This is a genomic window from Oceanobacillus sp. CAU 1775 (assembly GCF_054482815.1).
On record NZ_JBTLRO010000003.1, the window covers coordinates 231,496 to 255,007 of the forward strand.

Here is a 23,512-nt window from a genome sequence, read left to right on the forward strand (position 1 = left end):
TAATGGCAGAGATACCTTTTATTGCTGTAGAAGGACCTATTGGGATTGGCAAAACATCTTTGGCAAAAAAGATATCCAGTCATTTTGAATTTCATTTATTAAAAGAAATTGTTGAGGAAAATCCTTTTCTCGGCAAATTTTATGATGATATCAGTGAGTGGAGTTTTCAAACAGAAATGTTCTTTTTGTGCAACCGTTATAAGCAGTTAGAAGATATTGAGAAAGAGTTTTTAACAAATAACAAGCCTGTTGTTGCAGATTATCATGTGATGAAGAATATGATATTCGCTAATCGTACGTTAAAAGACAACCAGCTTGATAAATATGAGCAAATTTTTGATATTCTTACAAAGGACATGCCTTTACCAAATATGGTTATTTATTTGAGTGGTGGTCTGGATACGATTCTAGAAAGAATTCAGAAACGCGGAAGAGAAATTGAACAAAATATAATGCCATCATACTTAGAACAATTAGCTGCAGATTATGACTTTTTCATGGATGAATTTGAAAAAAAGCATCCATCTATTCCAGTCATTCGAATTGATGGGGATAAATTTGATTTTATTAACCGTCAAGAAGACTTAGATAGTATTCTTGCGATTATTTCACAACATGTAGACAAACTTCTAATCAAAGAAAAGTCAGGAGAACCGAGATGAATGTAAGAGAGAAATATAACATACCAAATAATGCAGTGATCACAATTGCTGGTACAGTTGGCGTTGGGAAATCAACGATGACAAAGGCTTTGGCACAGGCTTTAAATTTTAAAACCTCTTTTGAAAAAGTCGATAATAATCCGTACTTAGAAAATTTTTATCAAGACTTTGAGCGATGGAGTTTCCATTTACAAGTCTATTTCTTGGCGGAGCGCTTCAAGGAACAAAAGAAGATTTTTGAATTCGGTGGTGGATTCGTACAGGATCGTTCGATTTATGAAGATACTGGGATCTTCTCGAAAATGCATTATGATAAAGGAACAATGTCACCTATAGATTATGAGACTTACCGTAACCTTTTCGATGCAATGGTCATGACACCATATTTCCCACATCCTAATTTATTAATTTATTTGGAAGGCTCGTTTGAAGAAGTCCTAGAAAGAATCCAAGAGCGCGGACGGGAAATGGAGAAGCAGACACCAATTAGTTATTGGAAAGAAATGCACGAACGCTATAGCAACTGGATTGATAGTTTTACAGCTTGTCCCGTTTTGCGCGTGAATATTTCTGATTACGATATTGTAAAAGAAGAAGAGTCAATCGATATTATTCTAGATAGAATTGGTCGTTCTTTAAATGTGATGGCACCAAGATAATATAGAAAAACAACCTTAACTTCTAGGTTCTTAATCGAAGTTAAGGTTGTTTTTATTTACATGAAAAACCTAGTAGTATCTTCATCTGTAAAAGGAAGACTAGCTTGATATTGTTCATTGTTAAATCTGTTCTCTAGCTGACTTAATTCTTCTTTCAATTTTACTTTCTCTTCTTCATTCATTTGAAACTGGACGCCATAGCGATTCAATTCATCCAATTCCGATTCATGAACAATTGCGCCATAGAAGATTCTCTCTTTTCCGAGAAGTGTTGTTTCAAATTTCAAGATTATAGATTCATTTGCTGGTATTTTTATATTAGAAATGAAACACAAACCTTCTGTTCCGATATTTGCGATCAATACATTGGTGTTTCCGATAGTAACTTCTTTTTTATTGATTTCTGAAACAGTCATTTTTCCTATAATGGGAACAGGGAATTCAATTCGGTAGTAATGCCTACGATTATTAATTAAGTCCACTTCTTGCTCAGTCGGTACTTCTTTAGTTAATAATTTTTCAATATCCTCACTAGGCACAGGTTTACTAAATAAAAAGCCTTGCAGTCTGTTGCAATTCATTTTTTCTAAGAATTCTTTTTGTTCCGTTGTTTCAACACCTTCAGCAATCACAGCTATATTTAAACGATGGGCAAGTTGAATGATGGAAGATACCATTTCCGTACTATCTGAATCAGTAGGAATATCTTTCACAATGGAACGGTCTATTTTAAGAAAATCTGGTTTTACATCTTTTAAATTTCTAAAGGAAGAGAACCCATCTCCAAAGTCATCAAGTGCGATTAGAACACCGATTTGACGAAGTTGATTTATTTTTTCTAAAATACTTCCTTTTTGCTCTAACATAACTGTTTCTGTGAGTTCTAACGTGAGCCACTTTGGTTCCAACTCATTTTCTTTTAATGTATTAGAAATCATATCAATTAAATCTACTTGTAAAAATTGAATAAGCGAAAGATTAACGGTTGATTTGATCATATAGCCATTATCATGCCACTGTTTGATTTGTTTTACGACCGTCTTTATAACCCATTCACCAAGTGGAATAATTAACCCTGATTCTTCCGCTAAGGGAATGAAATCATTCGGAGACACAATCCCCCAGTCTGGATGATTCCAACGTAATAATGCTTCTACTCCCACAATTTCATTTGAAACCCCATGAATGATAGGTTGATAGTAGATAAGAAATTGGTTGTTATGTATAGCCTGTCTTAATTCATTTCTTAAGGTGAATAATTTATACGTTTCGATATTGGCTGTAGGTGAGAAGATATGGTATTTTTGATAACCAGCTTTTTCAGAAAGGTATAATGCTAACCCAGCATTTCGCATGAGTGAACTACTGACCTTCCCAGACTCTGGATAGTTACTAATCCCAACACTTACTGTTAAGAAAAGTGTGTAATTATTTAATAAAAACGGCTTTTCAAAAATATCTAATATACTTTGAGCAATTCTCTCTACTTGTTCGTTTGTATGAATCTTTTTTGTTAAAATAGCAAATTCATCAGCACCTAGTCGAGCGAGCATTTCAATATCTTTATGAAGAACTGCATTTATTTTTTTAGCTACTTCTACTAATAATAAATCTCCAAAGTATTCCCCACGCATATCATTTAAAAACTTGAAGCCATCGATATTAAAAATGAGAACGGAAAATTTATATTGTTCAACGCTTGCTAGCTGTATTTCTAAAGCTAGTTTTTCTTTGAATGCTCTCCGGTTCGGTAAGCGGGTAAGATGATCATAAAAAGCCATATAACGAATTTCTTTTTCTTGTGTTTTTATTGTTGTTATATCATCAAAATTACAGACGATACCATTTATATTCGGATTATCTAATAAGTTAGTGTAGATGACTCTGAAGTCTCGCCAGTCCCCGTTTTTATGTTTCATTCTTATTTCCATTGTAAAAGAAGCGTTTGGTCGAAGTAAAATTTCATTAAAGAGTTCTTTAGCATGAAGTGCGTCCTCTGGATGGACAAAATCAAACGTATTTTTTCCAGTCATTTCCTCTGAAGTAAAGCCAAGAATAGCTTCGACAGAAAGACTATGGAATTTTATTATGCCTTTTGGATCGATGATACTGATAATTTCTGCTGCATGATGGGTCAGTGATTGCAGCTGATCATGTGATTCAATATTTTCATCAAATAATGGATCATCATCGGAGATCATATGCGTTAATCCATAAAATCCAAGAACTTCCTTCTCATCTATAATTGGAATCATCGTTACCCCAATAGGAATAGCAATTCCATTTCCATTTGAAAAACGAAAAGTTACTTGCTGTGTCTCACCATTTAAAATTCTAACCATTGATTGTTCTGCTTTAACGATGTCTTCCGCATAAATATAATCAAAAAAACTTTTTCCGATTAAATTCTTTTTATCCAAGGGGATATGCTTGCTTACGTTTCCTTGAACGTCTAAAATTATGCCACTAGAGTCTCCAATAATTAAAAAGATACTTGGAGAGTTTTTAACTAGGTTTGAGTAAGTATGTTGCACCCTTTCATTTAATAATTTCTTTAATTTATCTTGGGTCCTTGTGTTCGAAAACATAATGATCCCCCTCATTAATTTAGGATTTAAAAGTAAAGACTTCTTTATTAAGTACATTTTATCTATGTTTTTTCGATCACTCGTATTTTAAAATAAGTATAACAGCAAGTAATTTGTAAAAATATAAGTTGTTTTCAATATTAAGGGTAGAAAGTAATGGTTCTATCATATCATTATCTCATAATTTAGTCTATTACTGATATTAGAAATGTTATAATATCACTAATTTATTAAGTTGAATAATGTAAAGTAGCACGACGCACTGTAATTTTTTTCAAGTGTTAAATCTTCAGGAATGGTAATACTCCTTATAAATACGTATAATGCTAGCATAAGTCAAACTAACTAAAGGTGATCATATGGTAACCAACTCTTCTATGGAATGGAATTTAGAAAATAGCTATTTAAATTTACCAAGCAAATTTTATACAGCGACTAACCCTCAGAAAGCAGCCAACCCTGAAATTGTTCTCTTTAATAATGGGCTTCGTGAGGAATTAGGTTTGAGTGCAGAACTAAACAAGGAAAATGGAATTGCTATTCTTGCAGGCAATGAACTCCCACCTGGGACGACTCCTATAGCGCAAGCTTATGCTGGGCATCAGTTTGGCAACTTTACAATGCTTGGTGATGGGCGTGCGATTCTTCTCGGTGAACAAATGACACCAGATAATAAAAGAATTGATATTCAGCTAAAAGGTGGGGGAGAGACTCCTTTTTCACGTGGTGGTGATGGACGAGCAGCACTAGGACCAATGATTAGAGAATACATCATAAGTGAAGCAATGCATCATTTGGGTATTCCAACAACGAGAAGTCTAGCCGTCGTAAAAACTGGTGAAGACGTTCATCGCGAAATTACCCTAGATGGTGCAATTGTTGTACGAACAGCTGAAAGTCATTTGCGAGTCGGAACGTTTCAATACGCTGCGGCGTTCGGTGAGATTGAAGATGTAATCGCACTTGCGGACTATGCGATCGACAGGCACTATCCAGAAGTTAAGTCTGCAGAAAATCCTTACGAAGCATTTTTACTAAAAGTTATTGAAAGACAAGCAGCTTTGATTGCGAAGTGGCAGCTGGTTGGTTTTATTCATGGGGTAATGAATACAGACAATATGACGATTAGTGGAGAAACAATTGATTATGGACCATGTGCTTTTATGGATACTTATCATCAAAAAACAGTTTTTAGTTCGATAGACATCAATGGAAGATATGCGTATATGAATCAACCGAGCATTGGTGGATGGAATCTTGCACGATTTGCAGAAGCAATTTTGCCTTTGCTAGCTAACAATAAAGATGAGGCGATTCAGAAAGCACAAGAAGCAATCTCGTCTTATCAGATTGCATATAGAAAAAATTGGTATCAAGGAATGAGAGCAAAGCTAGGCTTATTTAATGAAGAAGCTAATGACGAAGCCTTAATAGAAAGTTTGTTAAGCATGATGCAACATTACCAAGTAGATTATACGAATACCTTCTTAGCCCTAACTTTTGATGATTACTCTGGTTTTCCAATGGCAAAAATGGATGATTTTCAAAAGTGGAAGCAAAGTTGGCAGGAGAGAATAGGGCGACAAAATGAATCTGAAAAAGAAGCGCATGTTTTAATGAAAAATCATAATCCTGCATTAATCCCAAGGAATGCATGGGTGGAAGAAGCGATAGAAGCTGCAGTAAATAAAGACAATTATGAAGTTACAAAGTCCTTAGTAAATAAGCTTGAAAATCCCTTTGCACACACGAAGGAACAGCAAGCGTTCGCTAGGAAAAAAATATCAGACGACCCATCGTATCAAACGTATTGTGGAACCTAATATAAAAGCTACTCCTTGTTATAAGTTTAGGAGTAGCTTTTATTATTGGGATAAACTATCGAATGCGGCTCTCACCATTTTTCGGCATCGAATCAAATCCTCTGCAGTAGGTTCTACATTTGAAATAATTTGATCGGGAACCATTGTCCCGCCAAGTTTTTCTAATTGTTCATAAAACATCGTTACCGCAGTCCCATAATCAGGATAGTTAGAATCCGCAGATCCGAAAATACCAAAAACTTTTCCAGTTAGGTCAATCTTATGTAATCGGTCAAAGAATTCTTCAGCATCAATTGGGACATCACCATCAACCCAAGTATAAATACCGAAAAAGATAATATCATACTTCAATAAATCTTTTGGTGAAACTATATTTTCATCAAATAACTTTGATTCCAGCTGGATATTTTCGATACTTTTTAATTCATCAAGCATTTCCTCTGCCATTATTTCTGTGTTTCCAGTTAAGCTTGTGTAGAGCATTAATACTTTTTTCATGTTTTTCATATTCATTAATTCTCCTTTCTTTCATCTTAATGGTAATAAAAGCGTTTACAAGTGAAAAATATTTCAAATTTAATATTAATTCTAATTCTGCCTATTGAATTTAAGTAATATATCTGTTAAAGTAACATCAATTGAACGTCTTGTGCAACTGACGAACGCGGATAACCGCAAGGGAGTACATGATCAGAAAAATTGTCGATCGTCTGGGCAGAGAGGTAAGGGGTTATTTTCCTTGCCTCTTTAACTTTAAATGGAGGCGATGACACAAAATGAATATTTAACGCGACGAATGTTATGGGTAAAACTATAGCAGGAGCAGCTTCTGGAGAGAATGCATTTATGCAACGCCGAAGGGTTCAAAATCTCAGGCAAAAGGACAGAAGAAATAACAAAGTCTATTTGTTATTTTCTTTTAACTTGAGATTGGGATATTCCAATCTTTTTTTGGTTTATAAAATTTATGAGCAAAAGTATGAAACTAAAGGAGAAAAAGAAAAATGACAACTTTAACATTAGACAGGGTTAAGACGATTAAGACTTTAAATAATATTGCTGAGAATGGACTCAAGGTCTTTAAAAATGACAATTATATAATAGATAATTCAAGTGAAACTCCAGATGCAATTGTTGTTCGCAGCTATAATATGCATGAATTAGAATTTGATCAAAATTTAAAAGCAATTGCCCGTGCTGGAGCAGGTGTCAATAATATACCTGTTGAGAAGCATTCTGAAAAAGGTGTAGTTGTATTCAATACACCAGGAGCAAATGCGAATGCTGTAAAAGAGATTGTCCTAACAAGCTTAATGGCTTCTTCACGAAATCTTTTCGATGGCATCGAATGGGCAAAAACCCTTACAGGTAAAGGAGAACAAGTACCTCAGTTAGTCGAAGCAGGCAAAAAGCAATTTGTAGGAAAAGAAATTAAAGGAAAGAAACTAGGCGTAATTGGGCTTGGTTCTGTAGGTGCACTAGTCGCTAATGATGCCCTAAGTTTAGATATGGATGTAATCGGCTTTGATCCATATATTTCTATTGATACAGCTTGGAAACTTTCAAGAAATATTGAGCGAGCAATGTCTGTAGAAGAAGTTTTTGAGGAAGCAGATTTTATTACCGTCCATGTTCCGCTTACAAAAGAAACAAAGGATTTATTTAATAAAAAAGCATTTCAAATCATGCAGCCAGGGGTACATATTCTGAACTTTTCTCGTGGTGGGCTTGTAAATGAAGATGACTTAGAAGAAGCAATAGAAGCTGGTATCGTAGGAAAGTATATTACCGATTTTCCAAACGATAAGATTTTACAGATGAGAAACGTTGTACCTTTACCACATCTAGGAGCGTCAACGAGAGAATCTGAGGAAAACTGTGCAATCATGGCTACGAAACAAGTTAAAGATTTTCTAGAGACAGGTAACATTGTGAATGCAGTTAACTTCCCAAATGCATCACTTCCATTCACAGGTAAAAAGCGTATAACAGTATTTCATCACAATGTACCTAATATGGTTGGTCAAATGAGTACCATTATATCAGGAAACAAACTAAACATCGCAGCAATGATCAACAAGAGCCGTGGTGGCTATGCATACACAATGATTGATATTGACGAAGAGATCACTGGAGATATCCTCACAAGGATTGAATCTGAAATAAATCAAATCGAAGACGTTATTCGTATAAGAGTAATCTAAGTGTTTGTTTATATATTATGGGGTGATTAAACTCCTCATAGTTAATAAAATATTGAAAAGCTTAAAAGTCATGTTGTCTAACATATTAAAGAAGACAACATGATTTTTATTTAATTTTAAGATTTGTTAAAGTTTAAATTTGAGATTTCAACATTGATGAAGTAGAAAACAGAATGAGCTTCGGAAATATACGAAGACTCCTGCGGGAGGAAAGGCTTAGGTGAGATCCCGCAGTACGCAAAGCGTACGAGGAAGCTCACCAGCCGCCCGCGGAAAGCGTAGTATATTTCCGAAGCGGGTTTCTCCACTTAACCATATTGAACTTTTACCATCACCCAATTTCTAAAGAGATAATCTAAAAAACAAACTCGAATCCAACAAAAAAATATCAAATAATGCAGACACACCAAAAGAAATATCTTCATAAAATGTATTAGTCTAACTACCTTTTCATGCTATAATAAGTAGGTGGATACATTGATTTAAAGGGGGGACAGTATGTATTTTATTAGTATTGCCTTAATTGGTTATTTATTTGGCTGTATGAATGGTTCCCAAATAATTGGTAAATATAAACAAATTAATATAAAGAATAATGGTTCAAAGAATGCTGGCGCAACAAATACTTTTGTATTACTAGGTTGGAAGTCAGCTGCATTCGTAGCATTCGTTGATATTTTTAAAGCGATTTTATCTCTTACGTTAGTTACAATTCTATTCTCACGTACAGAATTACTTGCAGAAACGCAAATTATTTTGTTATATATCAACGCTTTATTCGTCATTGTGGGACATAATTATCCGATAACCATGAATTTTAGTGGAGGAAAAGGAACAGCATCTTTCCTTGGGGTTCTTTTATTCTTTAACTGGAAGTTCGCATTGGTAGCATTCATTCTTTTTCTTATTTTTTCCTTTGTCACAAATTATTTTGTGATCGGAACGTTTATCGCTTATCTCTCATTTGTTACGTATACTTCATTCATTTATAATCAAGGAGCAACGTTTATTGCATTTATGTTTACCGTTTTATTTGTCATTAAACATTTGGATAACATTAAACGAATTATGAATAAAGAAGAAGTAAAACTTTCTAGTTTGCTCCAAAGAGAAGCAACTGGAGGTTAAAGATACTTTAAAAAACGGTACACAAGCCATCTATCATCTGCTTGTGTACCGTTTTTTCTTTATGTCTATATCCCCAATAAACGATGTATTTAAATTTAACTTGCCCCACCTAAATTAATCTCGATGTACTTGTAAACTTGATTATGTGTTTTCTTTAGTTAGGAAATCGCGTATCTGTTCTATTGTTAACCCGATATTCTTTGCTTCTTGTATTAAGGATACCCACTCCTGATCCAGCATCACTTCAGAAACGATTTGGTTAGCATACACGTAGATCCTTTCCCCTTCCTAATAGCAACAAGATTTGGACTATTCTTATTGTAGAAGATGAAGGTAAAAAATAGGTTAAAAAATAAAATAAATTTTAAAAATGTTTAGCTATTAAATTTGTAGCCATACCCACGTACAGTTTGAATATAAACAGGGTTTGCCGGGTCTTTTTCTATTTTCCTTCTTAAATTACTAATATGAACTTTAACCGTATTGAAGTCTCCAAATTTATCTTCGCCCCAAATATGATTGTAAAGTTGTTCAATGGAAAAAACTCTGTTTGGTTCTTGAATCAAAAATAAAAGGAGCTGTTTTTCTTTCGTGAATAATTTTACCTTTCTTCCATCAAGAAAAATGGAATAGTCATCTAAATTAATTTCTAAATCTCCTATTACCTTACTGTTTTTCGATTTCTTTTGAATACGCTTAGCGATATTCTTCCGCCTCAGATGTGCCTTCACACGAGCAAGAACTTCTCCAGGGTCAAATGGTTTAATGATATAGTCATCTGCACCAATTTCTAAGCCAAGAATTCGATCATCATATTCACTTTTTGAACTTAAAAAGATAATAGGTACATCTTTATTTTCTTTCCTGATTTTTTTACATACTTCAATTCCGTCTAAACCTGGCAGCATGATGTCCAAGATAATTAAGTCTGGTGACACAGCTGTGAAAGTTTCATATGCTTCAACTCCATCACTTGAAAAATGGAGTTTGAACTCTTTCTCAAAATAAAGTTGTAATAAATGTTGTATATCGTAATCATCTTCTACGATTAATATTTTTTCGCGCTTCATAAAGATTACACCCTTCCAAGGTCTATCGGGTTACTGGAATAGTAAAGTAAATACAAGTTCCAGTACCATACTCACTTTCTGCCCAAATACTTCCGTTATGGTAGGTAATAATTTCTTTAGCGATAGTTAAACCAAGCCCTGAATTCGCGTTTAAATTACTATTCTTTCCTTCATCTTTTTGATAAAAACGATTAAAAATATACTTGATTGATTCTTGATCAATCCCTATTCCATTATCACAAACACTTACTTGTAAAAATTTAGTTTCCTTTGCTTTTTTTTGTGTATCTTGATACGTTTGTTCAATTATTTTCACGTGAATAGAGAGCTCTCCACCACTTTTTGAAAAGCGAAAAGCATTAAAAATTAAGTTGTGCATGACTTGCTGTATGCGATCGATATCGACTATTAAAAGATATGCTTTTTCATCGTCTTGTAGTTCCTCGTTATATTTAAATGTAAGATTATTTTCTTGGACATCGATTTCATAGCGAAGGAGACAAGTCGTAATAAATGTTTCAATATCCACGCTTTCCCAGTTAAAACTTAATTGACCAGACTCCAAGCGAGCAAGTTCATATAGATCCTGTATCTGTCGTTCAATGAATAAAATCTTTTGGTAAACAAGTGAAATGTATTTCTCATTGTCTGGCTTAATCACACCATCGAGCATTGCTTTTACGTAGCCTTTAATCGATGTCATTGGAGTTCCAAGTTCATGTGAAATATTCGTCATTAATTGTTTTCTAGCCGTATTTATTTGCGAGAGTTCAGAAGTTCTTTCCTCGAGTGCAGCGGTTCGCAATTCGACTTGAGTCTCAAGAGAGTTATTTAATATCTGAAGTTCTCTATTCACCTCCGTTAATTCTTGCATCATGAGTTTGAGTGTCATTAGGGTATTCACACGTGCCAGTAGCTCCTCTTTCGCATACGGCTTAATCAAATAGTCATTAGCACCAGATTGAAATGCTGTGGTGATATCATCAATCTGTGACTTGGCGGTTAACATAAGGATTGGCAATTCTGAAAGTGTAAATGATTCTCTTATTATTTTTGCGACTTGATAGCCTGATAGTTTAGGGAGCATGACGTCCAGGATAACTAAATCAATCGGTTGATTTGAAAGGATAGAAATTGCTTCTTCTCCATCATAAGCAGTAATTGTCTCATAGCCTTCATAGGAAAGGTGATTAATTAAGACGTGTATATTGATAGATTCGTCATCGATAATTAATATTCTTCCTTGCTTCTTCGGTTGGCTATTTAATTTGGTGGAAGGCAGTAAATGAATACTAGCTCTATTTTCGATTTCATCTTGTTCATTAGGTACAGAAAGATTAGCTTGATTCCTATCAAATATTGGTACCGTAAAGCTTACGGTTGTTCCTTTACCCAATTCAGATTCAATGAAAATTTCACCCTGTTGAATGTTGACTAACTGTCGAGTAATGTATAATCCAATACCTGTTCCACCGATTTCTACTTCATCAATATTTTCTCCGCGTTTATAATTGTCAAAGATATCTTTGAGATCATTTCTAGAAATACCTATGCCAGTATCATGGATATGTACTTTGATAAAATGATCTTCTAGCTCAGCAGTAATCCATATTTCTCCACGTGGCGTATATTTAATAGCATTACTAATTAAGTTATATAAAATTTGCTGTAAGCGTATTTCATCTGCTGCTACCATCGGTAGATCTTGATCGATTTCATTTCTAATCGTTATTTGCTTATCATGTGTTGCAGCACTTACCTGACAAACAACTTCCGTAATTTGCCACAGATGAATTGGCCTTACATCTAGTGATATCTCTTGATATTTTAATTTAGACGCATCAAGTAAATCATTGATTAGATGCTTTAATTTTTTTCCGCTTTTGATAATGAGAGACAACTCATACTGTGTTTCCTTTGAAAAATTCTCCTGTGTAAGAATATTTTCCGTTAATCCGATAATCCCTTGAAGAGGTGTTCGAAGCTCATGAGATGTATTGGCAAGAAACTCATCTTTTATTTGATTTGCCTGCTGTAAATGTTGAACTGCGAGACTTTGACTTTGTAATGCTTGTTTTTCAAGAACTTCTTTCTCTAACCGAAGCCATTTTATTTTAGATCCCAATGCAAGTGAGAAGAGGACAATTTCAATACCCGAACCCATCTGTGATGCATAAGCGGTTATAAAGTTAGTTGGAATCAGCCCAATATCTGACATAGAGCTTAAGGTAATTCCAATGAAAAACATTATCCATCCAAAGAAAAAATACTTAGCTGGAGGATTGCCATTTTTCCAGCTAATAAGAGAAGTAATAATTAGAAGTACAACTTCAACAAACATCATGCCGATAATTAAATTTAAGGCTGTTTGATAATCTACAAATAAAACACCAATTAAAATAAATTGTATCGCGATTGCCCAGTTAAGGATTTTATTTATTCTTGGTGTATAAATTTTTGTATTTAAAAATGATTTAGTAAACATTAAAACGGTCGTATTGGATGCTGCCATGAAAAAGAGAATGGCACGGTTATTCCACCAGCTTGCATCAGGCCATAAATATTGATAAGAAAGTCCATTTAATGTGAAATGCGCAAAAAGAACGAAGATGACTAGGATGGCATACCATAAATAGCTTCTCATTTTTATTGAGAAATATATGAACAGATTATAAACAACCATAATTAAACCTAATCCATAATAAAGTCCAAGAATGAAATATTCGATTAAACTCTTACCATGAAATTTCTCAGCAGATAATAGTTTAATAGGCAGTTGTGAAGAGCCTTCCGTTTGAATTTCTAAATAGAAAGTTTCTATTGTATTTTCAGGCATGCTCAAATGGAATACAAAATCTCTATGAGGAATTGTTCTCGATGAAAAGGGAAGAAGGTCACCAGTTTCTATTGCAGTAAAATTACCGGTCTCGTCAGGAATGTATAAAGTTACATAATCTAATGGTGGATAAGAAACCTGCAGGATCCAGTTATGTAATTGGGATTTGTTTTGGAATGAAAACTTTGTCCAGTAAGTCGAGTTCGTATAACCAAAGTTAGGGACTTTCCCATCAAAGGAAAAAAAGTCATCATCGTATTTTCCGCTACTAATCTCATCAATGGTTAGTTCTTGATGTTTATCTTCTAGTATTTCAAGATGAGGACTTAAGTGTAGTTCAGAAGTATCTGGTTCTAAAATAAATGATGGTGAAGCATTAACTGTGAATACAAAAAATGATGAAATGAATAAGGTTATTAGGCATATACTTAATAGTTTTAATGTATTCACTAAAGATCACCTATCTATTATTTAATTTTAGTGCTTTTTTATAAATATAGTACATTCTATCTATTCTGTAAATAGGAAGTGGGAAAATTCTTGATATTTGGAGTGTTACTTAATATATAAACAAAAACCTCTAACGCTATAAGGATAGAGGTTTTTCGTTGTTTTGTTTTTCTTAAACTATATTTGGTTATTTTTCTCTAACTATTGTTTTTGCATAGGTGTCGTGAGGAAATACTTTTCCTTCGGCTTGTTCAAAGGCTTTGCGGTCTTTGAGATATTTTATTGAGCTCACTGTGTCGCGATAGGCTGCTCTTTTTAGTATTTGCTTACTTGTGAGTTCTTGTCCTGTCTCGTCTTGTAGTTCTAGTCCCATTACACGGTAACCAATTGTTTGGCCGCTCGTTTTTAATTGTGCGTATTCCAATAAGTATTGTGTAGCACCTGGGGTTACAAGCGCATGAAATGCTTCACTTTTGATTTTCTTTCTTAAGAAATATTCCAAAGTATACGTGACCGTAGAACTTACAAAGGTATCTATTAATATTGCTTTTAATCTTTTCTTCGTTATCTCTTCCATCTGTTACCCTCCATTCGTATAGTTACTATGATATACGATTTAGCAAAATAAAGGTTCCATTATAGTAATATTATTTATTTAAACATGTAGGAAGTACTATAGGATTTTTAATAGATTTTCCTCCCAGAAGAAAAATAGACCGCTTCTGTTTATTCTGGGAGTATTCTACTAAAAGATTCATGCTAAATTCTTCATTAAAAGACCTACACGGAAGATTTAGCCTATCTAATTTACTAAACACTAAATGGTTAAAGATTCCGATTTTTAATATTATTCAATCTGTTAAAGTTGAAGTAGAAATAATATAGATGTGAAGAGAGGGGGAGGTGATATGAAAAAAGCGATAAAAATAGTAGTTATTATTGTTTTGGTTTTACTATATTCAACAGCTTACACAGCTGCTTCTCCAGAGATTACACCACAGAAATTATATAACCACACGCTTTTGAATCACCATTCAAATTTTAAACAGTTCGTAACAGAAGTAGAGCAACTCTTGGATCTCCCAAGAGAGAAGAACGCAGTAGAAAAAGAAGTAGAGCAATTTATCGAAACAGAGAAGAAAACGACGCTTAGAAGCGTTGATCACTATTATGATGAGCTACTTACAGAAATAAAATTATTTAATAGTGATGACGGTCGAGAAAGTATAACCGCATATGAACAGCAAAAGTTACTAGAAGTGGATGAAGAAATAGATAAAGAGATCATCGAATATATAAACGAATTGATCAATGCAGAATAAAAATTGAAAAAGAGAGGGAGAAGAAATTGAAAAACTTTTTACGTACTTTTAAGGGGAAAGTAGTAGCACTTTTATTAACGGTAGGGGTTATTACAGGAGCAGGGGCAGCCTTAGCAAGTACAAATGCGGGAGATCAACTAAAGATATGGTATGACTCCATGTTTAATCAAACAGTAGATTCTATTGAATCAGATGTCGGGGCATATGCTGACGATATGGCGGTAGAATTAGCGGAGGAATATGAAGATTTGAAAGTAGCAGCGGGCATTGATATCGACTTAGGAAGAGAGCTTGCAACGGGTGAATCTCTAGAGTCAATCGTACAAGCTAAGTTAGAACATTTAGATGAACTAGAGGAAGGACAACAAGAAATATTAGAAAATATCGGGTTGCAGTTTTATAATGTGTTTCTTGATGGGTACTTTGAAATTCAAAGAAATACAAATGAAGGGCTTGAATATGCAACAAATGATTTAACAGAGTATGTGGGTGATTTAAGTGATTCAGCAATCGACCAAATGACAACAGATATTACTTCAGCACAGGATCAAGCAGTATCAGATCTTGAAGAAGCAATTCGACAAGCACAAGATCAATTAGCAAACGAACTTGCAAGTCAAGAAACAGTAACTACGAATAATCTTTATAGCCAAGTTAATTGGGCGGTAGAAGACTTAAGAACTGCTGTTACTGGATTATTAAACGATATGGTGAGTGAACAGCAAACGGTTATCGTAGAGAAAGCTTTAGAGCTTGAAACTGAAGCAAAAGCAGCTTTAGATGCAGTGATTTCAAATATTAATAATAATTAGCAGCGTCAATTTAACTTGGAGTGATTGGAGTGAAAAATCTTAAAAAGTTTCGTCTTATTCTATTCCTGTTTCTATTCGTTACATTTGGTAGTATGAGCATCGTCTATGCGAATGAGTCAATAGAAAATCTATTGGGCACATGGTTTAAAGATAAAACAGCGCAGTCTATTGAAAGAATAGATGTGGATATTAAATCTGAACAAGTACGACAAACAAGACGTTTAAAGGAGGAATTGGATGCTCATTTTAAACAGCTAGAAGAACAGCTCGATCGATTTGTCGAAGCAGAGTCTCAAAAAAGAGTCTTAGCAATACAGGCATACGCAAATCAAAAAATTGCTGCTATAGCTGAAATCGAAAATAACGAGGAATTAAAAAAGGATATTATTGCAGAATTAGATGCCATTTATCACGCTGCGATTCAGGCGATAGAAGCAGTCGGTAACTGATTGTTTTAAGGTATAATAAAAGTGCATTGGCCACCTAGGCTCATGCACTTTTATTTATTTTCTAGCTACGAGAAGAAAAATCTTCCTTCACACTATATAGTACCCACGCTGCTGGAATCTTAAATGGATGATTCGATGGTAAGTTTTCCACTTCAGCTTTTGTTAAATCAATCCAAACGAAAGCTTCTTCCTCTAGCTCTTCTTTTATTTTTTCAAAGTTCATTTGTACTGTTTCCCATAAACCCTCTTGCTTATGTAAATCATCCCAAGGATAAATAACATGACAATACATATGTTTCTTCCGATCGGTTTTTAGAATGAAAAACCTTGTTTTATCCTGATTCTCGAAAAAGTTCCATGAATCAAGCTCGCCACTGAATAATTCTTCTGAAGCAGGAAAAGGATAATAGCATTCATAAGGAAAAATGAATTGGTTTTTAATTAGAACTTCATTTACATAATTTTGCTTTTCGGATAGGTTTGTTACTTCCTTCCAAGCGGGTTTGTTTTTGAACATCTCTTTTAAGTCATTTGTCACAGCACCGTGTAACATTGCTTGTTCTTTCAAACCTAATCTTTCTAACAGCCTTCTTGCGGGAGTATTATCTTCTTCCGTATTCGCTCCAACCCATTTCACACCATCCATTCGCAATGCTTCTTTGATTACAAATTCATTTAAGGTTGTTGCCAAATTTTTACCGCGAAAACGTTTGTCACTTCTTAATCTTCCAAGCATGGCATATTTCTTTTTGAAAATGGTAAAGCCGCAAATTACTGCGAGCTCGCCATCTATAAACAATCCGAATAAATGATTATTTCCCTCAGTTAACCTAGGGAAAACCCGAAGAACATAATCATCTTCCATTCCTGTATCCATATTTTTAACTAGCAAAAAGTCACTAGCATCTAGTTTACGAATGTCCATTTTATCCCTACTTTCTGTTCGACTACATCATTCAGTATAAAAGCTTTCTTCATTTTTTGCATTAATAAGGAGGTTATTCAGTAATACAATCCTATAGAAATTGGTCTTCGTGGAAAACTCTTTGCATGAAGAATAGCCACGTCCGGCTCAAGCGCCCAGCGACTATCAAACTTCGTACTTCTTCAATCGATAAAGAAGACTTGCCGATTCGCTTGCGAGAGGCTTAGTCGCACTTATACCCTTGTGGTGAAAGTCAACATCGACTCGTACCTCGCCGTGTTTCCTTTATCTCATTGCGAGAAGGAAGTTCAACTAAGAACGCCACATCACGTGGCAACGTTGAACCACCCCACGTCCTGTGGGGCGCAGTTTGTTCGTCGCTGAACGGGCACTTTCGCCTTTGTTCTAAGCGTATTAATTGAATTAAAGCTAATCATTCTTTAAAATTGACAATGGACATTATACTTATCAATGGTAACCGACTTATCATAGAAAATAGCAGAAGAAAATTACATAGTGAAGGACACTAAAAGGTGGTTCAATGAATGGAAGCTTATCGGATTAATAAAGATAATGGATTGGAATTTGGTTTATATACACTTGGAGATCATATTACAAATCCACATACAGGAAAAAGAATACCTGCACAGCAACGTTTAAAGGAAATTATTGAAGCAGCAAAGCTAGCGGAACAAGCTGGTTTGGATTTCTTCAGTGTAGGTGAAAGTCATCAAGAGTATTTCACAACACAAGCGCATTCTGTTGTTCTAGCTGCAATTGCTCAAGCAACAGAAAAAATTAAAATTGCTAGTTCATCGACGATTGTAAGTACGTCTGATCCAGTACGTGTATATGAAGATTTTGCCACGATAGATTTAATATCGAATGGCAGAACAGAAATAGTTGCTGGAAGAGCTTCAAGGGTTGGACTTTTTGAATTACTTGGTTATGATGTACGTAACTATGAAGAGTTATATGAAGAAAAATTTGAATTGCTTTTAGAAATAAATGAAAATGAAGTTGTGAACTGGAACGGTGAATTCCGTGCACCTTTAAGAAATGCAGAAGTAATCCCGAGACCAAAAGAAGGGAAACTTCCCATTTGGCGTGCTGTCGGAGGCCCTCCTACTAGTGCGATTAAAGCTGGGAATCGTGGAGTACCAATGTTCTTAGCAACATTAGGTGGACCTGCAACTAGTTTTAAATATTCAATTGATGTTTATCGAGAAGCAGCGGCGAATAATGGTCATGATCCTGATAAGCTTCCTGTAGCAACTGCAGGTCTATTTTATACAGCAGAGACCACGCAGCAGGCACTGAGAGAATATTATCCGCATATTAATGAAGGGATGAAGCTGACGAATGGCAGAGGTTATCCTAAGCAACAGTTTGCCCAATCAGTTGATACCAGAGACGTGATGAATGTAGGTAGTCCGCAACAAATTATAGAAAAGATTCTACACCAATATGAATTGTTTGGTCACCAACGCTACATTGCACAAATGGATTTCGGTGGTGTTCCTTTTGAAAATGTCATGAAGAATATAGATTTAATCGGTAATGAAATTTTACCAGCTATTCGTAAGTATACAAAGAAAGATGAGGAGTGAAACAAAATGAACATTGTTTTATTGCAAGGTTCTATTGTAGGTTCAAAAACAAGAACCGCAATGAAATATGTGGAAGACGCAATAAATAGAGACTATCCTGATGCTAAAATTACCATGCTAGACTTAGCTGAATATGATATCCCATTTAGTGATGGAAGAAATTATTTGGATTATACTGGCGATGCAGGACATGTTACAAAAGCTTTGATGGCTGCTGATATTATTATGATTGGTACACCTATTTTTCAAGCGTCAATCCCAGCCACACTGAAAAATATTTTTGATTTATTACCTGAGCAAGCATTTATGGATAAGGTAATTAGTTTGATCGTAACTGCAGGTTCTTCAAAACATTTTCTCATTCCAGAAACACAAATTAAACCGATTATTTCATATATGAAAGGGCAGACAACACAGTCTTATGTTTTCATTGAGGAAAAAGATTTCCATATGAAAGCAATTATAAACGACGATGTTCTTTTTCGGCTTGATCGGTTAATAGAAGATACGGTGTTACTAACGAAAGCACTAACAGAACAACGGGAAGCAAAAGAAGCTGAATATGGTTTTTGATTGAAATTACGTGGGCTTTGAACGGATACATTCGTTTGAAGCTCTTTTTATATTGCAGTGTAGCGAGCACTTTTATATAAAAGGGTACGAGTTGAGTGCTATTCAACAAAGTTTAATACCTGGTCATAGGAGTTGATACTTGCTTTCTCTTTAAATGATGGTCTATCATATATCTATAAGGAAATTTTTCCACCAAAGGAGATAAACAAGTGAAGATTGGAATAGATAAGATAGGGTTTTACTCCCCACATTTATATGTAGATATGAATAACTTAGCTGTAGCAAGAAATGTAGAGCCAGCTAAATTTACAATAGGGATTGGTCAAGACGAAATGGCATTAGCACCAGTTACTCAAGATGCAGTAACATTGGCTGCAAATGCTGCTTTAAATATTCTTGATGATTCAGATCGCGAAAAGATTGACTTGGTTATTTTTGGTACAGAAACAGGAATTGATCACTCAAAATCAGCTGCTGTATATGTACATCAATTATTAGGACTCCAACCATATGCTCGTTCAGTAGAAATGAAGCAAGCTTGTTATGCTGCTACTGCTGGAATTCAGATGGCAAAAGGACATATCGCCTTGAATCCAGATAGCAAAGTACTTGTACTTGGATCTGATATTGCTAGATATGGTTTAAATACACCTGGTGAGTCGACACAGGGAGCAGGAGCGGTGGCTTTACTTCTAAGCAAAGATCCTAAAATACTTGCTTTAGAGGAAGATAGTTCGTATTTAACAGATGACATTATGGATTTCTGGCGACCAATCCACTCTGATACCGCATTTGTAGATGGTAAATATTCGAATGAACAATATATAGCTTTCTTCAATAAAGTTTGGGAGCAGTACAAAGAGAAAACAAGTCGTAGTTTAGATGATTTCGAAGCGATTTGTTATCATCTTCCATATACAAAAATGGGGCTAAAAGCATTGCGCACAGTTTTAGAAGAAGGTTCTGAGGCTACCCAAGAACGTTTACAAGAAAACTACCAAGTAAGTACAAGCTACAACCGAATAGTAGGTAATATTTATACAGGTTCACTATATCTAAGTTTACTATCATTACTGGAAAAACACCAAGGATTAAAAGCAGGTTCAAGAATTGGCTTGTATAGTTATGGTTCAGGAGCAGTAGGTGAATTCTTCTCAGGAATCATTCAGCCGAATTATAAAGAAGCTTTAGTTTTAAATAATCATACTGAAATGCTTGCTAATCGACAAGAAGTTAACGTAGAAACGTATGAAGAAGTATTTGAAGAAACATTGCCAGTAAATGGTGGGGATTATGAAGCAGATGCAACAAGTGATCCCGCGACAATTTATTTAGCTGGAGTTAAAGATAATCAGCGAGTTTATGTGAATAGAGCGTTGTAAGTAAGGGAAGCAGTTCGAAGTGAGCTGCTTCTTTTTTTATGGAGCTTTATTGAAAGTGAATAATGTTTATAATATCTTCAGAAAATTTATGTTAAAATAAATTAAAAGTTTCATATATAAGCAATTCATTCCATAAGAGAGGATACCTTTAGAATGAAATATTTTACGATAGACTGGTATGAACGAAGTCAGAAAACAAGTTATCATCTTTCCCTAGAGGAAGATGTGCAAGCAGAGACATTTTCTGAAGAATATTTTCAAAAGCTTTATAAAGACGAACTAACTGACTGGCTAGACATGGAAGAGGAAGTAGCTTCGATATTGTCGCAAGAAGAAAACATAGCGTATGAGCCTTTTAATAAAGATAGAGCTATTCAACAATTTGAGGAAGGCTTTGTTTACAACCAAGAGGATTTAAAGTACAACTTGCCAGAAGAGATATTACACCAGATAGCAGATATAAGAGTTTTTACTTTAAATAAAGCAAGCCGGAAAGTCATAGATGATGTGACGAGATATTGTGAGGAAAATGAGAAGTTAGTAATGGCTACAATTGAAAACTATGATAAATATTTAGAAGCAAACTCTAATAGAATTGAAAAAGAGATTGTTGAGAAATTTGGATTCCATGACTGTGTCATTAAGAAGTCTGTCTCTAATGGTAACTCGTTTACATTACTCCTTGATAATTCGGGTGGGTTTACGAATATTAACGAAGTTACGTTTGAGAATTTTAATATAGTAACGCAGGATGATTCAATAGAAGACACTTGGTGGCTATACGAGGAAGTATATAAGCTTGATGATTCATTTGAGTTCCATATTTTGCTTCAAAATAAAGATATGGATCTAATCGATTTTATTATTAATGCAGAGAGAGTGTCATTTAAAGTTAAAAATAAATTGTAAAAGACTTACTTGTCATCTGAACACTTCAAATATACTTAATAGCTTTACTTATTATACTTCATGCCATTCTAAGTTCATCCGACGTTAGCGGAAGATAGAATTAGGCCTAAATAAAAATAAACGCCTCTTTTTATAATAAAGAAGGCGTTGTCTTATTTTTTATAAATATCTCCACGGCTGCCAATTTTCAAAACAAGTACAATGAGTTGACCTTGATCGACTTCAAAAATGATACGGAAGTCACCAACCCGCTTTCGAAACGTGCTATTATATCCTTTCATCCTTTTCACGCTAGAATCAGCGCTAATTTCATTAAGGCACTTATTAATCACTTTTGAGTTGGTTTTTCCAACTCTTTAAGATACTTGGCAGCTTGCTTTTCAACCCTTAAATCATACATCCCCAAATTCCTCTAATAATTCATCCAATGAGACATATTCTCCACCTTTGACGCGCTCACGGGCTTCATCTATTTCCTTTTTTGTCTCATCATTCAATTCCAATTCTTCTTCCTCAAATAAATAACGGAAAAAGTCACCCATCAGAGGCAATTTTTCTTCTGGTAATTGGTCCACCAACCGGTGTAGTTCTTTCCTATCCATCATAGCTAATCACCGTCCTAAAATTATTATATCACGCTTAAAAAGAAGGGTGTTCAACAACTTTTGTAATTAAACAAAACCAGGAAGTCATTCAACTTTACAAGAATAGTACCCGCTCATAATCGATAAATTAATTAAAATGAAGGATAAAATTATTGTTTGTAGAATGTAATATTATAGATAATTAAACCATATTATTTTCGGCCGCTTATAAAACAAAGAAGCTTTTAGGGGGGATCAAGATTGGGGCTAGTGGAGATAAATCATTCAAGTAATAATTATTATGTTGAAAAAATAGGAGAAGGCGATCCTCTACTATTTCTACCGGCTGGTGGCTTCACAGGAATTGAAGGACTTAATATTGCAGAGTTTGTGAGTGACGAATTTGAAACTCACATGGTTGACCTTCCAGGTTATGGGAAAAGCAAAGGTATTGATGGGAAAATAACTTCTAAGAAATTAGCGAATTGGGTCAATGATTATATAGAATTACAGAATATAGAAAAGATAAACCTCATAGGGCATTCATTAGGTGCTGCAATATTACTAGCATTTGTTAATCATTATCCAGAGAAAGTAAAGAAATTAATTCTATTGGATCAAGGACATAAACCATTTCCGAGAATTCCAAAAACAGAATTTGGTTTGTTTGCGTATGCTTTTCCTTTATTAAATATGGGTGTAAAGTTATTTGGTAAACGTCTTCTGACTAAACTAGAACCCTTATTTATTCAAGATAATAGACAAGAAAGAGACGTTGACAAAGATGTAAAGCAATTTTGTAAACAATTATCCATTGAAGAAAATTTATACATAAAAAAAGCATTACGGCAGGAAGCTAAATTCTCAGTGGAAGGTCTAAATCTTATGTTTGGTTACTATAACCTTAACTTGCCGCGGATGTTAAGAAACGTTAAGGTTCCCACCTATTTAGTCTATGGTACATTCGAAAATGTAAGTGAAAAAGAATATAGAAACACTGAACGCTATATGCGAAAACTAAAAGATTATGATTTGCCAATAACATATTTTGCAGTAAAAGGTGGGCATTATGTTCATTGGAATAATAATTTTCCAATGGAAGATTTAAAGAGGTTTTTAATTGATACGAGAATAACAAAAGGTTCTAGAGTAAACGAGATGATGTCGACGGGGGAATAAGATGGGGAAATCTATAAGTATTTTTGTCTTATCAACTTTAATTAGCGTGCTTCTATTTTTTATTTTAGGTTTTATTTTCGGTGTTGGAGATTATCCTGAAACAGCTGTTTATATTTTCGGAACGATAATTGTCATTTTGCTCTCCTTTTTAATTTCATTAATCTTTTATATGATGGAACTTATAAAAAATAAGTATTAATATTACATCTCATCTAAAATATATATTTTAATAAGTAGTTATAATAATTATAAAAAGTAGGAATACATATCCTGTGCTTGAAACAGATAAATTAATCTAGGAGAACGGCTAAGAGCTGTATTTAGTCCTAAAAGAGCTCAAGTAAAAG

Annotated in this window: 23 protein-coding genes and 2 riboswitches; of the genes, 14 read left to right on the plus strand and 9 right to left on the minus strand. The window is 34.4% G+C overall.

The window, feature by feature from the left end; all coding sequences use genetic code 11:
* Window positions 1–2: 2 nt before the first annotated feature.
* Window positions 3–662 carry a deoxynucleoside kinase gene (locus ACXYMZ_RS07270; protein WP_458947721.1) on the plus strand — a complete coding sequence of 220 codons (660 nt, stop codon included), beginning with the start codon at window positions 3–5 and terminating at the stop codon, window positions 660–662.
* Window positions 659–1,321 (plus strand): deoxynucleoside kinase, encoded by a 663-nt coding sequence (locus ACXYMZ_RS07275; protein WP_458947722.1) that lies wholly within the window; start codon window positions 659–661, stop codon window positions 1,319–1,321. Before ACXYMZ_RS07270 ends, ACXYMZ_RS07275 begins: the two co-directional genes overlap by 4 nt.
* Window positions 1,322–1,377: 56 nt before the next feature.
* On the opposite strand, the gene ACXYMZ_RS07280 is transcribed toward ACXYMZ_RS07275, so the two are convergent.
* Window positions 1,378–3,909 carry an EAL domain-containing protein gene (locus tag ACXYMZ_RS07280; protein ID WP_458947723.1) on the minus strand — a complete coding sequence of 844 codons (2,532 nt, stop codon included), beginning with the start codon at window positions 3,907–3,909 and terminating at the stop codon, window positions 1,378–1,380.
* A gap of 377 nt (window positions 3,910–4,286) precedes the next feature.
* Between ACXYMZ_RS07280 and ACXYMZ_RS07285 the strand changes: the two genes are divergently transcribed.
* On the plus strand, window positions 4,287–5,732 hold the full coding sequence (locus tag ACXYMZ_RS07285; RefSeq protein WP_458947724.1) for a protein adenylyltransferase SelO: 1,446 nt from the start codon (window positions 4,287–4,289) through the stop codon (window positions 5,730–5,732).
* Window positions 5,733–5,774: 42 nt separating this feature from the next.
* Here the strand turns inward: ACXYMZ_RS07285 and ACXYMZ_RS07290 are convergent, their stop codons facing one another.
* Window positions 5,775–6,239 (minus strand): flavodoxin domain-containing protein, encoded by a 465-nt coding sequence (locus ACXYMZ_RS07290; RefSeq protein WP_458947725.1) that lies wholly within the window; start codon window positions 6,237–6,239, stop codon window positions 5,775–5,777.
* 134 nt (window positions 6,240–6,373) lie between these two features.
* Window positions 6,374–6,455: riboswitch (ZMP/ZTP riboswitch) on the plus strand.
* Between the two features lie 96 nt (window positions 6,456–6,551).
* A riboswitch (glycine riboswitch) is annotated at window positions 6,552–6,629 on the plus strand.
* 107 nt (window positions 6,630–6,736) lie between these two features.
* On the opposite strand from ACXYMZ_RS07290, the gene ACXYMZ_RS07295 reads away from it, so the two are divergent.
* Both ACXYMZ_RS07295 and ACXYMZ_RS07300 read left to right on the plus strand, forming a co-directional pair.
* Window positions 6,737–7,936, plus strand: coding sequence for a phosphoglycerate dehydrogenase (locus ACXYMZ_RS07295; protein ID WP_458947726.1), 1,200 nt, complete (start codon window positions 6,737–6,739; stop codon window positions 7,934–7,936).
* Between the two features lie 498 nt (window positions 7,937–8,434).
* On the plus strand, window positions 8,435–9,064 hold the full coding sequence (locus ACXYMZ_RS07300) for a glycerol-3-phosphate acyltransferase (protein ID WP_458947727.1): 630 nt from the start codon (window positions 8,435–8,437) through the stop codon (window positions 9,062–9,064).
* Between the two features lie 141 nt (window positions 9,065–9,205).
* Here the strand turns inward: ACXYMZ_RS07300 and ACXYMZ_RS07305 are convergent, their stop codons facing one another.
* From ACXYMZ_RS07305 to ACXYMZ_RS07320, 4 genes are all read right to left on the minus strand, one after another.
* Window positions 9,206–9,334: an anti-repressor SinI family protein gene (locus ACXYMZ_RS07305; protein ID WP_458947728.1), complete on the minus strand. Its 129-nt coding sequence runs from the start codon at window positions 9,332–9,334 to the stop codon at window positions 9,206–9,208.
* A 104-nt stretch (window positions 9,335–9,438) separates the two neighbouring features.
* Complete coding sequence (locus ACXYMZ_RS07310) at window positions 9,439–10,134, minus strand: response regulator transcription factor (RefSeq protein WP_458947729.1); 696 nt, start codon at window positions 10,132–10,134, stop codon at window positions 9,439–9,441.
* A 22-nt stretch (window positions 10,135–10,156) separates the two neighbouring features.
* Window positions 10,157–13,420 carry a 7TM diverse intracellular signaling domain-containing protein gene (locus tag ACXYMZ_RS07315; RefSeq protein WP_458947730.1) on the minus strand — a complete coding sequence of 1,088 codons (3,264 nt, stop codon included), beginning with the start codon at window positions 13,418–13,420 and terminating at the stop codon, window positions 10,157–10,159.
* A gap of 187 nt (window positions 13,421–13,607) precedes the next feature.
* Window positions 13,608–13,997 carry an RDD family protein gene (locus tag ACXYMZ_RS07320; protein WP_458947731.1) on the minus strand — a complete coding sequence of 130 codons (390 nt, stop codon included), beginning with the start codon at window positions 13,995–13,997 and terminating at the stop codon, window positions 13,608–13,610.
* A 331-nt stretch (window positions 13,998–14,328) separates the two neighbouring features.
* Between ACXYMZ_RS07320 and ACXYMZ_RS07325 the strand changes: the two genes are divergently transcribed.
* From ACXYMZ_RS07325 to ACXYMZ_RS07335, 3 genes are read left to right on the plus strand one after another with little or no spacing between them, the layout of a single operon-like run.
* On the plus strand, window positions 14,329–14,742 hold the full coding sequence (locus tag ACXYMZ_RS07325; RefSeq protein ID WP_458947732.1) for a hypothetical protein: 414 nt from the start codon (window positions 14,329–14,331) through the stop codon (window positions 14,740–14,742).
* Between the two features lie 26 nt (window positions 14,743–14,768).
* Window positions 14,769–15,554, plus strand: coding sequence for a hypothetical protein (locus ACXYMZ_RS07330; RefSeq protein WP_458947733.1), 786 nt, complete (start codon window positions 14,769–14,771; stop codon window positions 15,552–15,554).
* Between the two features lie 29 nt (window positions 15,555–15,583).
* Window positions 15,584–16,003: a hypothetical protein gene (locus tag ACXYMZ_RS07335; RefSeq protein ID WP_458947734.1), complete on the plus strand. Its 420-nt coding sequence runs from the start codon at window positions 15,584–15,586 to the stop codon at window positions 16,001–16,003.
* A gap of 61 nt (window positions 16,004–16,064) precedes the next feature.
* Here ACXYMZ_RS07335 and ACXYMZ_RS07340 read toward each other — a convergent pair whose 3' ends face one another.
* Window positions 16,065–16,928 (minus strand): GNAT family N-acetyltransferase, encoded by an 864-nt coding sequence (locus ACXYMZ_RS07340; protein WP_458947735.1) that lies wholly within the window; start codon window positions 16,926–16,928, stop codon window positions 16,065–16,067.
* Window positions 16,929–17,473: 545 nt separating this feature from the next.
* Here ACXYMZ_RS07340 and ACXYMZ_RS07345 point away from each other — a divergent pair.
* From ACXYMZ_RS07345 to ACXYMZ_RS07360, 4 genes are all read left to right on the plus strand, one after another.
* Window positions 17,474–18,538, plus strand: coding sequence for an LLM class flavin-dependent oxidoreductase (locus ACXYMZ_RS07345; RefSeq protein ID WP_458947736.1), 1,065 nt, complete (start codon window positions 17,474–17,476; stop codon window positions 18,536–18,538).
* A gap of 6 nt (window positions 18,539–18,544) precedes the next feature.
* A complete protein-coding gene (locus ACXYMZ_RS07350; protein ID WP_458947737.1) occupies window positions 18,545–19,111 on the plus strand; it encodes an NADPH-dependent FMN reductase in 567 nt (188 codons plus the stop codon).
* A gap of 209 nt (window positions 19,112–19,320) precedes the next feature.
* Entirely contained in the window at window positions 19,321–20,493 is a 1,173-nt protein-coding gene (locus ACXYMZ_RS07355) for a hydroxymethylglutaryl-CoA synthase (RefSeq protein WP_458947738.1), read from the plus strand.
* Between the two features lie 153 nt (window positions 20,494–20,646).
* Window positions 20,647–21,402 (plus strand): DUF4085 family protein, encoded by a 756-nt coding sequence (locus tag ACXYMZ_RS07360; RefSeq protein WP_458947739.1) that lies wholly within the window; start codon window positions 20,647–20,649, stop codon window positions 21,400–21,402.
* A gap of 152 nt (window positions 21,403–21,554) precedes the next feature.
* Here the strand turns inward: ACXYMZ_RS07360 and ACXYMZ_RS07365 are convergent, their stop codons facing one another.
* Window positions 21,555–21,734, minus strand: coding sequence for a type II toxin-antitoxin system RelE family toxin (locus ACXYMZ_RS07365; RefSeq protein ID WP_458947740.1), 180 nt, complete (start codon window positions 21,732–21,734; stop codon window positions 21,555–21,557).
* A 60-nt stretch (window positions 21,735–21,794) separates the two neighbouring features.
* On the minus strand, window positions 21,795–22,004 hold the full coding sequence (locus ACXYMZ_RS07370; RefSeq protein ID WP_458947741.1) for a hypothetical protein: 210 nt from the start codon (window positions 22,002–22,004) through the stop codon (window positions 21,795–21,797).
* A 252-nt stretch (window positions 22,005–22,256) separates the two neighbouring features.
* Here ACXYMZ_RS07370 and ACXYMZ_RS07375 point away from each other — a divergent pair, with 252 nt between their 5' ends.
* A complete protein-coding gene (locus tag ACXYMZ_RS07375; RefSeq protein WP_458947832.1) occupies window positions 22,257–23,165 on the plus strand; it encodes an alpha/beta hydrolase in 909 nt (302 codons plus the stop codon).
* 1 nt (window position 23,166) lies between these two features.
* The gene (locus ACXYMZ_RS07380) at window positions 23,167–23,364 is read left to right on the plus strand and encodes a hypothetical protein (RefSeq protein WP_458947742.1); all 198 of its coding nucleotides are present in this window, start codon (window positions 23,167–23,169) and stop codon (window positions 23,362–23,364) included.
* Window positions 23,365–23,512 lie beyond the last annotated feature (148 nt).

Coding starts and splice junctions, on each gene's coding strand:
- ACXYMZ_RS07270 (WP_458947721.1), top strand. CDS start 3: ATGGCAGAGATACCTTTTATTGCTGTAGAAGGACCTATTGGGATTGGC.
- ACXYMZ_RS07275 (WP_458947722.1), top strand. CDS start 659: ATGAATGTAAGAGAGAAATATAACATACCAAATAATGCAGTGATCACA.
- ACXYMZ_RS07280 (WP_458947723.1), bottom strand. CDS start 3,909: ATGTTTTCGAACACAAGGACCCAAGATAAATTAAAGAAATTATTAAAT.
- ACXYMZ_RS07285 (WP_458947724.1), top strand. CDS start 4,287: ATGGAATGGAATTTAGAAAATAGCTATTTAAATTTACCAAGCAAATTT.
- ACXYMZ_RS07290 (WP_458947725.1), bottom strand. CDS start 6,239: ATGAAAAACATGAAAAAAGTATTAATGCTCTACACAAGCTTAACTGGA.
- ACXYMZ_RS07295 (WP_458947726.1), top strand. CDS start 6,737: ATGACAACTTTAACATTAGACAGGGTTAAGACGATTAAGACTTTAAAT.
- ACXYMZ_RS07300 (WP_458947727.1), top strand. CDS start 8,435: ATGTATTTTATTAGTATTGCCTTAATTGGTTATTTATTTGGCTGTATG.
- ACXYMZ_RS07310 (WP_458947729.1), bottom strand. CDS start 10,134: ATGAAGCGCGAAAAAATATTAATCGTAGAAGATGATTACGATATACAA.
- ACXYMZ_RS07320 (WP_458947731.1), bottom strand. CDS start 13,997: ATGGAAGAGATAACGAAGAAAAGATTAAAAGCAATATTAATAGATACC.
- ACXYMZ_RS07325 (WP_458947732.1), top strand. CDS start 14,329: ATGAAAAAAGCGATAAAAATAGTAGTTATTATTGTTTTGGTTTTACTA.
- ACXYMZ_RS07340 (WP_458947735.1), bottom strand. CDS start 16,928: ATGGACATTCGTAAACTAGATGCTAGTGACTTTTTGCTAGTTAAAAAT.
- ACXYMZ_RS07345 (WP_458947736.1), top strand. CDS start 17,474: ATGGAAGCTTATCGGATTAATAAAGATAATGGATTGGAATTTGGTTTA.
- ACXYMZ_RS07350 (WP_458947737.1), top strand. CDS start 18,545: ATGAACATTGTTTTATTGCAAGGTTCTATTGTAGGTTCAAAAACAAGA.
- ACXYMZ_RS07360 (WP_458947739.1), top strand. CDS start 20,647: ATGAAATATTTTACGATAGACTGGTATGAACGAAGTCAGAAAACAAGT.
- ACXYMZ_RS07370 (WP_458947741.1), bottom strand. CDS start 22,004: ATGGATAGGAAAGAACTACACCGGTTGGTGGACCAATTACCAGAAGAA.
- ACXYMZ_RS07380 (WP_458947742.1), top strand. CDS start 23,167: ATGGGGAAATCTATAAGTATTTTTGTCTTATCAACTTTAATTAGCGTG.